The sequence below is a fragment of the Chryseobacterium glaciei genome, from assembly GCF_001648155.1.
In the GTDB taxonomy this organism is placed as follows: Bacteria; Bacteroidota; Bacteroidia; order Flavobacteriales; family Weeksellaceae; genus Chryseobacterium; species Chryseobacterium glaciei.
Genome location: NZ_CP015199.1, coordinates 1 through 14,796 on the forward strand (window position 1 = coordinate 1; position 14,796 = coordinate 14,796).

The 14,796-nt window shown below is 39.2% G+C and carries 8 protein-coding genes and 1 pseudogene; 2 read left to right on the forward strand and 7 right to left on the reverse strand.

Features of this window, described 5'->3' with window-relative positions; translation table 11 throughout:
- Positions 1-1,118 precede the first annotated feature (1,118 nt).
- Complete coding sequence (locus tag A0O34_RS00015; RefSeq protein WP_066749867.1) at positions 1,119-1,370, forward strand: response regulator; 252 nt, start codon at positions 1,119-1,121, stop codon at positions 1,368-1,370.
- An 89-nt stretch (positions 1,371-1,459) separates the two neighbouring features.
- On the opposite strand, the pseudogene A0O34_RS00020 reads toward A0O34_RS00015, so the two are convergent.
- Both A0O34_RS00020 and A0O34_RS00025 read right to left on the reverse strand, forming a co-directional pair.
- Positions 1,460-6,885 (reverse strand): annotated as a pseudogene (locus A0O34_RS00020) (N-6 DNA methylase).
- Entirely contained in the window at positions 6,872-7,309 is a 438-nt protein-coding gene (locus A0O34_RS00025; RefSeq protein WP_066749868.1) for a DUF1896 domain-containing protein, read from the reverse strand. The pseudogene A0O34_RS00020 and the gene A0O34_RS00025 overlap by 14 nt, the downstream one beginning before the upstream one ends.
- Positions 7,310-7,461: 152 nt before the next feature.
- Between A0O34_RS00025 and A0O34_RS00030 the strand changes: the two genes are divergently transcribed.
- Positions 7,462-7,638 (forward strand): histone H1, encoded by a 177-nt coding sequence (locus tag A0O34_RS00030; RefSeq protein ID WP_066749871.1) that lies wholly within the window; start codon positions 7,462-7,464, stop codon positions 7,636-7,638.
- A 337-nt stretch (positions 7,639-7,975) separates the two neighbouring features.
- On the opposite strand, the gene A0O34_RS00035 is transcribed toward A0O34_RS00030, so the two are convergent.
- The 5 genes from A0O34_RS00035 to A0O34_RS00050 form a co-directional block, all read right to left on the reverse strand.
- A complete protein-coding gene (locus A0O34_RS00035; protein WP_066749873.1) occupies positions 7,976-10,060 on the reverse strand; it encodes a type IA DNA topoisomerase in 2,085 nt (694 codons plus the stop codon).
- A 31-nt stretch (positions 10,061-10,091) separates the two neighbouring features.
- Positions 10,092-11,603, reverse strand: a complete 1,512-nt coding sequence (locus tag A0O34_RS00040; protein WP_066749875.1) for a DUF3945 domain-containing protein — start codon at positions 11,601-11,603, stop codon at positions 10,092-10,094.
- Positions 11,604-11,700: 97 nt separating this feature from the next.
- Entirely contained in the window at positions 11,701-11,994 is a 294-nt protein-coding gene (locus A0O34_RS22015; protein ID WP_082891058.1) for a helix-turn-helix domain-containing protein, read from the reverse strand.
- 382 nt (positions 11,995-12,376) lie between these two features.
- Complete coding sequence (locus tag A0O34_RS00045) at positions 12,377-13,225, reverse strand: RteC domain-containing protein (RefSeq protein WP_066749877.1); 849 nt, start codon at positions 13,223-13,225, stop codon at positions 12,377-12,379.
- A 750-nt stretch (positions 13,226-13,975) separates the two neighbouring features.
- Complete coding sequence (locus A0O34_RS00050; protein WP_157885918.1) at positions 13,976-14,485, reverse strand: hypothetical protein; 510 nt, start codon at positions 14,483-14,485, stop codon at positions 13,976-13,978.
- Positions 14,486-14,796: the final 311 nt, after the last annotated feature.

Sequence of the window (14,796 nt, forward strand, 5' to 3'; positions counted from 1 at the left end):
CTACTGTTCAGATACTCCTTTACAAGATTTTCCATGCCCCAAAATACTCGTAAATGAGTTTCCGGTGTAGATTTGCTTTTGTCGCTACCTGCTACATTTAAACCTGTAAAACCTTCTTTCTTTAAGATCACCAACCGCGGTCAAAAGCTTCATTTTAGTTCTTTCCTTATCCCTGATCGGGCCACTGGTAGTCTTTCTTGTCATTTGCATCAAATTATAGAGGCAAATTGCCATTTTTTTCCTTGGGATTCAAAGATTCTTACCATTTTGTTTACAGCTCTTAGGGAGGGAGATGCCAAAGGGATGCTCATATAGAGGCGCCTTGAAATGGTTTAGGACTTTTACCACCACTCTTCAGCTCAATTCATTCTGGAATTAAAGTAGTAGAATTTTATTTTTCACGAATTTTCTGGGATTGGTTTAAATTTATTTGAATTAAGTAGCGAGGCAATGCCTCGCTACTTAATAAGACAAATTTAGCTGTTGTGATTAATCCAAATCTGCATCTGTACGTGTGCCCAGTATAGAGAATCTGCCTGTCCCCAACCATGTGACATTCCATACTCATATCCCTCCGCCCAGGCAGCCAATGCATTAGTAGGTTGTTTTGGTCTTGAGGAAATGGCGTGTTTGATTTACTTTGAGCGTTGGAAGATGTTGGCATAAAGGCTACCGTGACAAAGCAAAAATTGCTGATAAAATAATTTTTTTCATGATTTGTAAATTGAGTTTATATTAAATATTTAGTAATTGTGTTTCTAAGTACAGGGTTAATCAATATCAGTAATAATCAATCCAGTAACTGGCCCTTTAATGTTATGAATATGATTGCGACACAATTATAAATATTTTATTTCACAACAACGAGAAATAAAATAAATTTGTTTTTTATTATGTTGTTTAATGAATACACAAAGTCTTAGCACTAACATATCCGGAATAATTTCCGTGCAACGCTAACATTAGATTCAAAGGTTCTTACTATTTTATGCCGCTGATTTTCCCATTATCGGTTTTTCGAACGCTCTATATTCTTTTTCATACATTTACATTATATACTGACAGTTTATGAAAAGAAAGTTGTTCTTATTCAGGATAATCAAGATATACTGGATATCATGGATCATGTATTGACGGAAGAAGGTTATGATGTTACTCCATCACTAACAACTAAGCCTATTGATAACATTGATGAGATTAAACCTGATGTAGTGATCGTAGATGACCACATTAAGGGAAATAAGAAAGGATCAGAGGTAATTGAAGAACTAAAATCTGATACGGAAACGGAAGATCTATCAGCGGTACTGACTTCTACATCTCCCGATGTACCAAAAAAGCAAAAGAATGCAAAGCGGATGACTATATAGAAAAACCTTTTGATATCGATCAAATGATTGAGGTCGTTAAGAAAATGCTTAATTTATAGGATTAAAAGTTGTTCCTAATGAGTTGATCATTACAATTTCACTTTAATATGCGGTGCATTCATTTCTTTATTTTTATCATCGTCAGTTTCTACCGCCTGACCTTCTGGGGCGGGTGCACGTTCTTCTTTATCAGCAATTGATAACTGTATCTGTCTTTCCATGGCTGAAAGTTCTGTTTTCAGTTCCGAAAGTTTGTGTTCTTTTGACCAGGTGCTTTCTACTACCTCCCGAAGCACAGGGAGATCCCTCTCAAGCTCATCAGCTTTCTTTTGTTCCTCCCGCATCAATCCCGGTATTTTTTCCAGGGCACTTAAAAAGTTCATTGCCGCCAATTTTGGTTCTGAGGCCATCATTCCATTGTTATACGTGTACTTGATATTGCTTTCACCCATCACGAAAAATTTATTAAGTTTAATTTCCGTATCCTCTTTCTTAGAAATCTCAGTTTTGACCAGCAAGGTAAAACCGTACAGACTGCCTATCTCTTCGTATTCTCCACCCGTTCTTGCTTTTTTTGAAATTTCACCCAGTGTCATCCCGACATGTTTTACCTCTGCATCCGCAGCAAGCCCCAGGAGCTTAATGGGATTTAACACGACTCCATCCTGATTTTTCTCTAGCCTTTTCTCCAAATTGTTCCAATCCAGCTTCATCCGATCCAGTCTTGATTTGATAGCCTCTACGGTTGCAGTCATATCTTCCAATTTGTATTTTGAGGTAAACTTAGAGCGGTTGAATGCCTGTCTTTCACTCTCCAGGCCTGCAATCTGTTTTTCTAGCTTCGCTTTTTCCAGTAATTCCGTATTGCCGGAGAGGATCGCTACATATTCTGAAAAGTTCATGCCCGATTTCTCGTCCATGCTGCCTTCATCAATGGTACGCTTTCCAAGGCTATTGTTTTTAAGCTGGTCAATAAACAACTGCTTATTATAAAGCAGGTTAAATTTATAACTGTCCAGCGATTTTTCTACCGCATAAATAATAACGTCCACGATGTTTTCTGCAAAGAATTTCGCGATCTCATTGCCTTTTCTAATGGCCCGGCCATCCCGTTGAGCCAGATCACTTGGCCGCCAAGGAGTATCCAGATGATGAATCGCCACCGCTCTTTTCTGAGCATTGACCCCCGTGCCCAGCATATCGGTTGACCCGAACAGCACCCGTATCTTTCCTTCATTCATCCATCGAATGAACTCCCTGCGCTGTGTATCGTTCTTCGCTTCCTGAATAAACCGGATCTCTTGAGCAGGAATACCATGATCTTCGACCAGCTTGCGCTTGATCTCAGAATACACATTCCAGACCTCCGGTTTATAGGTGCCCAGATCAGAAAATACAAATTGGGTTCCTTTTTGGGCATTGAACTTTTTATAATACTTAGCAATAGTAGCAGCGCAGTGTGAAGCCTTACTATCGGGATGATCCTCATATTCTTGGCTGATCATTCGCATGTCTAACGACATCTTACGGGCATAATCCGTAGCAATCAGCATTTTGGCTTTTTCCTCACTTTTAGATAAGGGAGCTCTTCCAAGCAATGTTGCATTCCCTGTTTTCGCAAACTCCATCAGCTTTTTGATGAACGCTTCCTGCTGCGGCGTTGGAGGAATATTATACAGGATCTCGTTCTTCTCTGGTCGGTCGATCCCGATGTCCTTTGCCGTACGGTAATCGGTGATCTCAGAGTAGAACTGAGCCAGCTCAGGCACTTTGATAAAATAACGAAAGCGTTCTTTTTGTACAATATTATTGGCTACCGAAAATTCATAATCGGTGGTTTTCCTGGCGTAGATCGCTGCCCAGGCATCAAAACAGGTAATACCCTGCTTTTCCAACGCCTGCGGGCGTAGGTATTTAAAGAGTAAATACAATTCTGTCAATGAATTACTGATTGTAGTCCCAGAGAGAAAGGTTGCTCCCATATCTTTACCGGTTCTTTCCTGAATAGTACGAATGGCAAAGAGTAGATTGAGTGCTTTTTGGCTTCCCTGCATGTTTCCAAGCCCTGCAACACGGTCATGACGGGTGTTAAACATCAGATTTTTAAACCTATGGCTTTCATCTACCAATAAATGATCAATACCCATCATCTTAAAATCCACCACATCATCCTTGCGGTTTTCGATATCGTGTTCCAGCGTTTTAAGCTTAACCTCCAGATTTTGTTTTCGGATCAAAACGCCTTTGAGCATGGCTCTCGAAATTTCACTGCCCTGAGCTTGCAAGGCAGAAAGGTTCTCTTCTACACTATTTAATTCTATCTGTAGAATTTCCTTTTGCAGTTCGGGCGATTGGGGAATCATACCAAACTGATCATGGGTAAGAATGATGCAATCCCAGTCATTATTCTTGATATCACCAAATATTCGTAATCTTTTTTGGGGCGTAAAGTCTTCTTTTCCCGGATATAAGATCTTTGCATGGGGATAGGCGGTACGGTAGATTTCTGCAATTTCATGGACATTGGCTTTGAGTCCGATCACCATGGGTTTATGAGCCAGTCCCAAGCGTTTCATTTCCTGCGCTGCGGTACACATGATTAGGGTTTTTCCGGCACCTACTTCATGGTCACATATGGCCCCATTATTAAGTTTTATCATCCAAACGGCATCTTTTTGGCTTGAGTACAGATCCTCGATACCCAATGCTTTTCTATCTAACCCCGGAAAGTCCTGATGGCTTCCGTCGTACTGCGGGCGTACAAAACAGTTGAAGGTATCGTTGTATTTATCAGTCAAACGTTTTTTAAATTCATCATTCTGATCATGAAGCCAATCAGTAAAGGCTTTACGGATCTCGTCTATTTTGCTGTTAGCCATCTGAATGGCTTCCATATCCCGAACTTTCACTTCCTGGTCACCAATTGTTACCTTCTTCGTAATATCCGGAGTCGTATTAACTAGTGCATTTTTGAGCAGTGTAATACCATCATAAGTCCGGCTTTCTGATTTAATGGCATATTTATCCCTTATATGCGCATTCTTTTGATCGCACTTAATAGAAAAGTCATCGGTGTTTTCAGTATAATGAATACGAACCTCAGTATCAAAAAGGTGCGAAGCGAATCGTTCATAGATGCCGGTAGGTATCCAACGTTCACCGAGATTGAAATCCAATTCTTCAAATTCAATCTGCCGGGGTTTTGCTTCTTGCAATGCAGCAAGACTTTCTTTTGCTTCTTTATCATCCGGATGATGATCTAAATAAGCTTCCAATTCTTTGGCTTTTTCTACCACATTACCCGAAACCCACCTTTCTGAAATATCATACTCTTGCGTCAGTGGATTATAGAAGATACGGCCGTGTAATGAATCCTTCAAATCTTCAGCAGCCATATCGCTGATCTGCGACATATAAGACAAATTCACGTTCCCGTATCGGTTCAGTGATGCAGCCAATGCTTCATCAGGATTATTGGTAGCCAGTGTTGTGGTAGAAAAACTGACCGGGCGGTGAAAAATATCCGCTTTATGTACCACCCCACCCACTACCCGCTCCAGATAAGGGATTTCTTTGCCGGCAGCGTCGGTCTTGATGAGCTTGATGTTTTCGGCAGCGTTCAGATTGCCGTATCGTTTTATAAACGCATCATATAGCTTATTTAAGGTTTCTCTTTCCGGCTTATGTTCGGTCTGCTGTTCTGCTTCCTTTTCGTAGAGATCGATGTAGGTATCCCTTACCAAAATATAGGCTTCTGCTTTTGCTTTCTGGGCAGTTGGTAGTGATAATGGATGGAACATGGCTTTTCCATTTTCTTTATTAAGATCTTTCAGATAACCGACCTGTCCATGATTCGTCACCAGGCAGTCGTTTCGATGGAAAGACCGGATCGTTCCGGTATACACTCCAGGCTGAGGAAGACTGCTCGTTACAAGACCCGTTTCATTTTGGGTATTAGCATTAACATTTGAGAACAGATCGCCAAGCGAAGTCTTTGACTTACTATTTATCTGCTGATTGTTATTGACAGGGCTTGTACCCGTAGTCTTCGCAGAAATATCCTGCACCTGCATGGTTGCACTAAATAAAATCCCCTGACGGGCACGGTCATTGAATGTTTTTTTCTTTATTGTGGTTTTCTTTTGTTGAACCGGTGACTTTTTTGTTTTGGTATTTTTTGCGACGTCTATTGCTGATCCCTCATTTTCAAACAGATCAAACAAACTCAATTGTACTTCACTTTTTGCAGGAATATGAGTAGAGGTACCCCCATCCTGTTTTTCCTTTTTTGTAGGTACGGTTTCCGTGACAGGAGGTGTTATTTGTGGCGTAGCTGAAACCTGTACAAAAGATTTTTCATTTTGTACACCTTGATATAATCCCAGATTGAAATGATCCCGGAAGTCTTCCGAAAGCATTACTTTTAAGTCACCTGCAATGCCCCCACACCATCTTTGTGAGTGTAGACCAATGCTGGCTGTCCGTAAGGATCTGTACCCAGTACACTGGATGTATGTATGATCCTTTTATTATCATGAAAAAAGGCATTACCTGTCGTTTGGTATTCTGTTAATCTGCTTTCACAAAACAATTCTTCCGCTTCGCTTACACCGTGTTTTAAACTGTTCTTTTGAAGAATGATCAGATCACTGCCAACCTCTGTGCCGGCATGTTCCGTAAAAAGATTGTTGGGTAAACGCACCGCGGAAACCAAATTACAATCTCTCATCAATGCCCTGCGGATTGGTTCATTCTTCGGGCTGTTGAGTACACCCTGTGAGGTAATAAATGCCAGTATACCGCCTTCACGCAGCATATCGCTTCCTTTGAGAAAAAAATAATTATGAATACTTCTTGTGGCCTGTTTCTTGGCCTCGTCTCCACCTCTTGAAAAAGACAGGTCAAAAACAGAAGTATCGCCAAAAGGTATATTACTGGCAACAACATCGTACTTTTCTTTCTCACTGTCAGGAATCTCTTCAAAACCCGATGTATGAATATTACAATCAGGATACAGTTGTGTTAGCACCTTTCCTGTAAGCAGATCCTTTTCATACGCAGTAACACTGCCTATGTTTTGGCGGGAAAAAGAATTTAGAAAGGCACCTATTCCGGCCGATGGTTCCAAAAAATTTTGGATTTTTACCCCACTGTTGTCTAAACTGTCCGCTATCGCATCAATTATTTCCGGCGGGGTATAAAAGGCAGATAACACAGAACTCCGCATGCTATCTACATAGCGGCGGTACTGTTTTTCATCCAGTGCATTGCTTTTGAGAAGCTGATGAAGTTGCTGCGTGAGCGGAAAAAGATCATGTTCTGTTTTTCGCCAATGGTTAACATCGATCTCATTTTCCACCGGATTGAGGATAAATTTCAACCCGCCAAATCCGCTGTACTCAAGTAAAAGTTTCTGCTCTCTTTGTGTAGCCGGGCGTTTCTCCCTCTCTAACTGAAAGACAACTTTTAAAGCATCGATGTTCTGGCGAAGATGCTCCTTCTTATTGAAGCCCATTCTCTTCAATCCAGAGTTGAATCGTGCCCGTTAATTCTGTATACAATACATCATATGCGATACTATAGGCAAAGTCATCAGTCAGCTCATACCCTTTAAAGACAGATTCACAAACCGGGAACATTTGTAAAGCAAATGGCCGCAGCGCCTCATCAGCCATAATCGTGTCGAACTCATTGCAGACTACACGCAATACCATATCGAATTTTGAAAAATGCAGGTTCTCAAATAAGATGAAATCCGCAATTTCATTGCACTGTTCAATCGAATTTCCTGAAAGAAATGCTCCTTCATAGGCACTGGCAGCGAGCGAGGAACGGCGCGAAATAAATGTTCTGTCTCCTGATAATTCCGGAAAACTGCTGTTGATATGTCCCTGTAATCTTAAGGTGAAATACGAAAGGTCGTTTGTTGTTGTTTTCATAAAATATTCTATTTTTTTTAATTGTTATTTTTAATTGGGAAGGCATCACTCCAATTGGTAATTGGGCTTTGATTGGCATTTTTACAGGTTATTATTGACTTGAATAGGTTATAATTCCTACTTTAGCAGCTCATTATTAGAAAAACCATACAATGAAAGAGTTATTGGAAAAAATCAGTGCAGAGCTGGAAAAATTCAAAGCAGATGCTGATTTACAGGCTGAAAAAGGAAACAAGGCAGCCGGTACAAGAGCCCGTAAATCGGCTCTGGAACTAAGTAAGCTATTTAAGGAATTCAGAAAGGTTTCTGTTGATGAAGCTAAAAAGTAAAAACAATCCCTGTCGTAAAACAGGGATTTCTTCTTTTCAAAACTACACGGGATCAATAAAATTGTAATTGCCTGTCAAAACTTCAATTTTCCTTTTTCCCTTGACCTCTACCCCGCTTGAAACACTTACTTTTTTTTCGAGTTTTTTTGCTAAACCAATATTTTTCTCAGTTTAGAGATTCAGCAAATCTCTTGGGTTTCTTCTTACCCCAAAATACAGCGCCGCCACCAATAAAAGGTTCAATACCTATCGTGCGGAGGATCAGCGGTAGAATTACCGGAACTAGCGATTGTTTACCCCTATGGTAGGTCAGCGAAGTTTTGCTTACTATCCCGGATTATTTTTTGTGAAATCTGTTCTTATCAAATTCAAAAGCTGTTTCTGTCTGTTCATTCAATACGATCCGTGCATCGAATTTCTTCCCCGCCTTACTTGTCATTCCTTTTAGAAGCGTAGTCTTTCCTGTATTAACAAGATTCTCAACTTCTTTTACATTTAACTGTACCCCGCAGATGCTGCGAAATAAAATCCAATTACAAACCGCATCAGGACATTTAACGATCTTGTCCCTGATGAGTAAATGCATGGTCTTACATTTCGGACAAATTAAATCAGGCAGGTTTTCGGTATTTAGAGAAACTGATAACAATTCTTCGGTAATGGATCTCGTATAATTTTCAATTTCCAATTGAAAATCTTCTGCACTAGCCTCTCCGTTTTCAATCTTTTGTAAAGCAAGCTCCCATTCGCCCGTCATAGCCGCATCAGCAATTTTCTTTTCCTTGATCAAGTCATACACTTTAAGTCCCTTTTCTGTTGGAAAAAGTGATTTTTTTTCACGTTTGATATAATCTCGGCTAAATAAAGTCTCAATAATTGCAGCCCGGGTTGCCGGTGTACCAATACCCACATTCTGCAATGCTTTGCGTTCTTCCGCATTTTCAATTTCCTTTCCACAATTTTCCATAGCGGACAGAAGACTTGCCTCGGTATATAGGGGTTGTGCTTTGGTCTGTTTCGCTATCGCGTCAGCTTCCTGTATGATTAGATTATCACCTATTTTTAGTATCGGAAGTGGCTCTGTAGCATCTTCGCTTTCATCACTAAAGTTTCCCTGGATGATGCGCCAGCCCGGTTCTTTAATCACAATTCCTTTTGAAGAAAATTCGTAATGAAGAACCTCTGCGCTGATCGTGGTAATTTCCTTTTTGCAGGGCTGACAGACTGATTCCAGCAGACGAACGGCGATCATATCGTAAACGGCAGATTCGTTGCCCGACAAAGCAGAAGGAATTTTATCCGTAACGAGTAAACCATGATGGTCGGTTACCTTTAAATCATTAACGATCCTTTTATTAAAGTGTCCCCACTTTAATTTTGAAACGGCTTCGGTTAACGTCTTACGGTCATTCAGTGACTTGATTAAATGTGGAATTTCTGCCCAGACATCTTCGGGAATGTAGCAGCTTCCTGTGCGCGGATAAGTAATGAACTGCTTTTCGTAAAGGCTTTGCGCTATAGTGAGCGTTTGTTCTGCGGAGAGATTCAGCTTCTTATTGCATTCCTTTTGCAGACCGGTTAAATCAAACAACAAGGGAGCCTGTTCTGAAACTTTTTTGGTGTCAATTGTACTGACCTCGGCCGTTCCACTTTTAAGGATTAACTTTAACGCATCCTCAGCTTTCTTTCGATCATCCCACCTGGTTTGTGAAATACTTTTAAAATCTATAGACTCCTTGCTATGTTGCAGTTGTATCTGCCAGTATTTCTGAACCAAAAAATTTTTATTCTCTATAAATCGTTTGCAGATCAAAGCTAAAGTTGGAGTCTGCACCCTACCCAATGAATAAATGCCGTTTCCGGCGGAAATACTTAATGCCTGTGAGGCATTAATTCCTACCAGCCAGTCTGCCCTGCTCCTGCTTTGCGCCGCATAAAATAACTGATCAAAATCATTTCCCGGTTTAAGGTTCATAAAACCCTGCTTGATGGCTTTTTCTGTTAAAGAACTGATCCACAAACGTTCAAATGGTTTTTGACACTTCAAGTATTGATAAATATACCGGAAGATGAGTTCTCCTTCTCGCCCTGCATCAGTAGCTACAATAATGCTTTCACATTCTTTTAATTTCCGTTCAATGATTTTTAGCTGTTTGGCAGCTCCGGAATCAATGACGTAAGACTTTTCCTTTTTGACTTTCCGTACGATCAGTTCAAAGGGGTTTGGCAGGATGGGCAGGGATTCTTTACTGAAGCCCGCTATACCGTAATCTTCCGGCATAGCAAGGGTGATCAGATGTCCAAATGCCCATGTTACACAATATGAATTTCCGGATAGATAACCATCGTTTTTCTCTGTAGCACCTAATAATGCGGCAATTTCACGGCCAACACTCGGCTTTTCTGCGATAACTAATTTCATCTTAATTATTTTTTTATTTAGTATGCCCGAATTATGCTTTAAGACCTTTTCTTACAGGTCTTTTGTTTTCAGCTTTCTGTGTGTCTTGCTGTTTCTCACTGTCCGGTCCTTTCTGTCCCGATTTTAAAGGCTCTTTGATATTTTTTGTCGACTCATTGGTTTTACCCTCTGAATTAACAGCGACCTGGGTTTTGTGCCCTTCTGCCGGCTGAACATTTGCTTTCAGATCATTTGGATTTTTAAAGTCAAAATCTGTCCTGCCTGTCCCTTTATTAAAGGTGATGTACCCCTCGTATTTCTTTCCTTTTTTATCCACTAACCCCGAAATTTTTACAGTCTTACCGTCTTTTAGATCTGTATGCTGTTTATCGGTAAGCTCTTTATCCCTGAAAATTTTGTTGGGTTCTGTGGCTATATTTTGCTGTAATTTGCTGCTGAGATCATCATTACGTAAAAATTGTACGTAACGCTTTTCGGCATTAAACTGTACCTTACCATCAAAGAGTTCCCCTTTATTCGACGTCATCCCCTCCAGATAAAGGGGCTTCCCTTCCATCAAAGTTTGCTTTTGTTCGGCAGTCAATACAAGTCCCTTGAGATTATCCGGAATTTTGATCTTGTCTGTTCTTAAGGCCACGATTTCATTGGTCAGCTTATCAATACTAATGATAGAAGGGATCTTCTCACCATTTTTAAGATTTTCAAGCTCTACAACCCTTCCCATATTTCCAGTTTTCAATAAGTTTTCCTTATCTTCTTTACTAAACTCGTGTCCGAAGAATTTGAAATCCAGATTGGGTTCTTTGCGGATACCATGAATGGCAACGGTAACTTCTCCTTCAGCATTTCTTTGCAGAGACAACCTTGCATCCATGCGGGTGATGACCGTACCAAGGTTAAGACTTACCGGAACAAGTTTATCTGTTTTAAAGCCTTTTAGTAAATCCTCTAAAACGTTCATTTTCTCCAGTTTTTCCTGGTTAAGACCCAATTTGGACATGGTATTCCAATCGATGTCTTCCGCTTTGTAACGGTTTTCGGTGGTTACCGGAGCTCCTTGATTTGCCTGCGTCGTGTTTTGTGCCGCCTGCTGGTTTGTTTGTGATGTTTCCATATTATTTTGATTTTGAGGTTTATTTTCCTGCTGTTTATGACCAGTTACTTCGTATTTGGATAAGATTTTATTTCCGTCTGCTGATGGAACATCAATAGACTTTTGAATTTCATCAGCTGTTTTAACAGCAGTTTTAGCCGGTACTTTAAAAAAAGAAAAGTTGGTGGGATTTTTAAGCTGGCTGAAAAAATTGGAAAAGAAGTTGGAAAAGAGATCTCCATTTTTATCCACCTTCATGAACTGGTTTTGATTTTTCTTATCAGGCGGGACAGTTTCCAGCTCGCCATTTTGTCCGATTCCCTTAACTGCCTCAATTCTCATTTTTTCTTTGTTTAAAACCAGTAAAATATCCGACAGCTGATCGGGAGAAAACTGACCGGGTACTTCCTGTTTAGGATTTTCTTTTGCTGCGTTTTCTAATTCACTCATGATACGATTGTTTAAGATTTGTGCTCAAAAGTAGAAGCCTCGTCGCGCTGGCACACCAGATTGACTTTCCAGCGGTATTATTTGTCTTTTACTGGCTTTATGATGGCCTCGTTTTGTTAGAACTACTGTGTATAAAATTCCTGACATCAGATAATTTGTAATACAATTTGCCGCTAATGGTGAAGTACTTTAATTTACCGGAAGAGCGGTACCGCTGCAGGGTACGCGGACTTATTTTAAGGGTGTGAAGGATATCCTGATTATCCAACAGCTCCTCATCATCAAGCACCATACGTTCTCTGATGTTCAAATTCAGATGATCTGAAAGGATATCAAATCGCTGCATGATTCTTTTCATCCAAAAGCTGAATTCCATTTTGTCTATTTCCATGGCCTATAATTTTTTTGGTTAATACAACCGTTACCCTTTCACTTCTGGGTTTCAGGATAATGCCATACAAAATTGACCAGACGCCATTTTATTCTCTGCCAAGTTTTTTTAAAAAAAATATGGGCAGACAAGTAAAAGCAAAGAGGTATTTTACGCTCCCGATGTGTGGTTTGAGATGGAAAGGACTAAACAATTCCAGTAATGGGAAGGTTTTTGGATTTTTGCCGTAAAAAAGTGATAACATGCCAATGGGCTGGTCATGGGCAAATAGGATAGAAAGGTGCAAGAGTGTAGAGCAGATAATAAAGGCAGTTTCATTAATCAATCAATAGGCATTACTGCCTTTACTATTGAGTCTAGGTTAATTTGATATCAAAAGAAATCACATAAATTCTTTATCCATGTATTGTTCCAGCGAAGATTTCATACGTTCCAGAAAAATACTGCGGCTGCCGCTGCGGTATTTCATGCGGTGGAACGCATGATGAACATCACCAAGATGGATATTAAAAAGACTTTGAAAAGCCAGGGTGACCTTTTTAATACCAACGTTTCCATTACCTATACATTCTGTAGCATATAACGCGTAGATAAGTTCAATGAGCGCATTTTTAGAATCGGTCCAGTTAACAGATTCATTCCCGAAATCGGATAGTAAAAGACGGCTGTTTTCGAGATCATTACTCGTTCGCATCAAAAGGTATTCATACAATAAATCACTTTCTATAATCCGTGATACCTTATAATCATAGTAAGTGGAAAATAGCGGATCTGATTCAAAAAAATGACTTTGGAGGCCGGTATCGAAATCCATTCTTCCACGGGTAAAGTAACAGTTATCCCTTTCCCTGCTGCCTGACCGATAATACCGATAGAACTCGGAACCCGAAATATGTTCATTATAATTTTCTTCCAACCGTTGCAACTGAGTCAAAAAGTACGTCTGGTAAATAGTACCAAAATTCACCGGACGCCCGATCTCAATACGGAATACCTTATTGTAATACAGCAGCTTTCCCTGAACTTCAGGTTTTATTTTACGGAAAAATTCTTTTTCCTCCTCCCCATCTTGAAATCCGCCTGTTAAAACGCGCGCCCTTAATTCATTTAACAGCTCCTTTAATAAGATGGTCATTCTTCTAGATTCGTCAATGGCATTTTCTGAATCCAAACTGATCTTTTGTTCAGCATTTTTAATTGTTTCCTGAACGGTTTTGTAAAAAGTTTTCATGGTTATTTGGGATTTAGTTAGTGATGACATCCTACACGGATGCCTTTTTAATCAGCAACTTAATCATTTATTATAAATATTTCTCACTAATGAGATATAATAAAATCACGCAAAACCTCCATCTATCTAGTCCTGCTAAAAACTTTTATTTCAATCCGGATCATAAATAGTATAGGTATGTCTTTCAATACCACTTATGAATTGTAGACCTCCAGGCTATAAATCAACCCCACAGCATCACAAAGAAGGTGTAGTACGATATTTAGATTTGTAAAGAAATTAAGTAATCAGTAATGGAAATGTCCCTACTCGCACTTAAGGGCATATCTTATTTTACCATATTAATAATTACTATAACAATTATTAATACAATAAATAATTGAACGTCCACAGGATGTGCAATAAGTCTAGCTTATAACCGAATTAATTTGAATATGCTTTTCTATAAAGTAAAAAAGAAATTAGAAGTCCTTGACAGAGAAATCTGGTGTGATCGTTCAAATCCTAGACAAAAGGTAGCAACTAAAAGTATTGAAGTGCGTATTAGAACTAAGAAAATTCTGTCAAATTCGATAAAATCAAAGTAATTTTTTTCAATTGCGAAGAAGTGTGTTAAAAACAGTAGTGATAAAAAAATTGATATGAAGATATAGAGTCTACTTCATTCGATTGGATTATTGACTTGCTTTTCATCATACAGAATGAAGCAGAAAAAACCTAATTAATAAGTTTTTTCCCGCTTATACTATTTTACTTATCGAAACTGATACTTGGCATTAGTGATTCTAATGTTGTACCCGCCTTTGATTTTGATCTTTCATTAAACTCCAAAAGTCCGTTTACTGAAGAGGTGCCCTCTGGGTTTGTCCCATAGAAACGGATCTTGCTTTCTGTATTATTTTGGGTTATGAGGAATTTATTTCCGTTAACCTCAATAATTTTTGAACTATATCCAGCAAGGGTTTTCCCCCATTCGTCAAGACCTTTTTTTAGTTTAACAAGATCAACCTGTTCCTTTTTTTTAGAAGCGAACAATGTTATTATTACATCATCTTTAATATAAGTGCTTTTATTTTCAGAATTTGGAAGTACAGCCAATTTAATATCGTTCTGTTTGGCAACAACAGCTACGTTGGCATTGCTGATCTTTTCTACTTTAGGTGGAAGCTGAATATTTACACGGTCATTTAAACCAATTTTCTGAGCCATGATGCTGGACGATGACAGGATAGCTAGGCATATCAATAGTATTATTTTCATTTTTATTTTGTTTGCTAAAGTTAATAAACACATGCCTTATCCGTGACACCAAGACGATTATGGTTCATTATCACTTTCACTATTTTTCACATTTCTATTTTCAATAACACTCATTGTATGTTTCAAATTACCAATCATTTACGGCAATATTTTTTTTGAAAATAGAAATTATAAATTATTTATAGTAGTTTAGTCTCGTGGGGGTGAGAGCCCACGATCATTATTTACATAATGAGAGCGTTAATTTAGATTGGCAGGCGCATTAAGTTGTGTCTGCTTTTTTTCTGAAGCTTTTCTCCACTGGCTTTTAA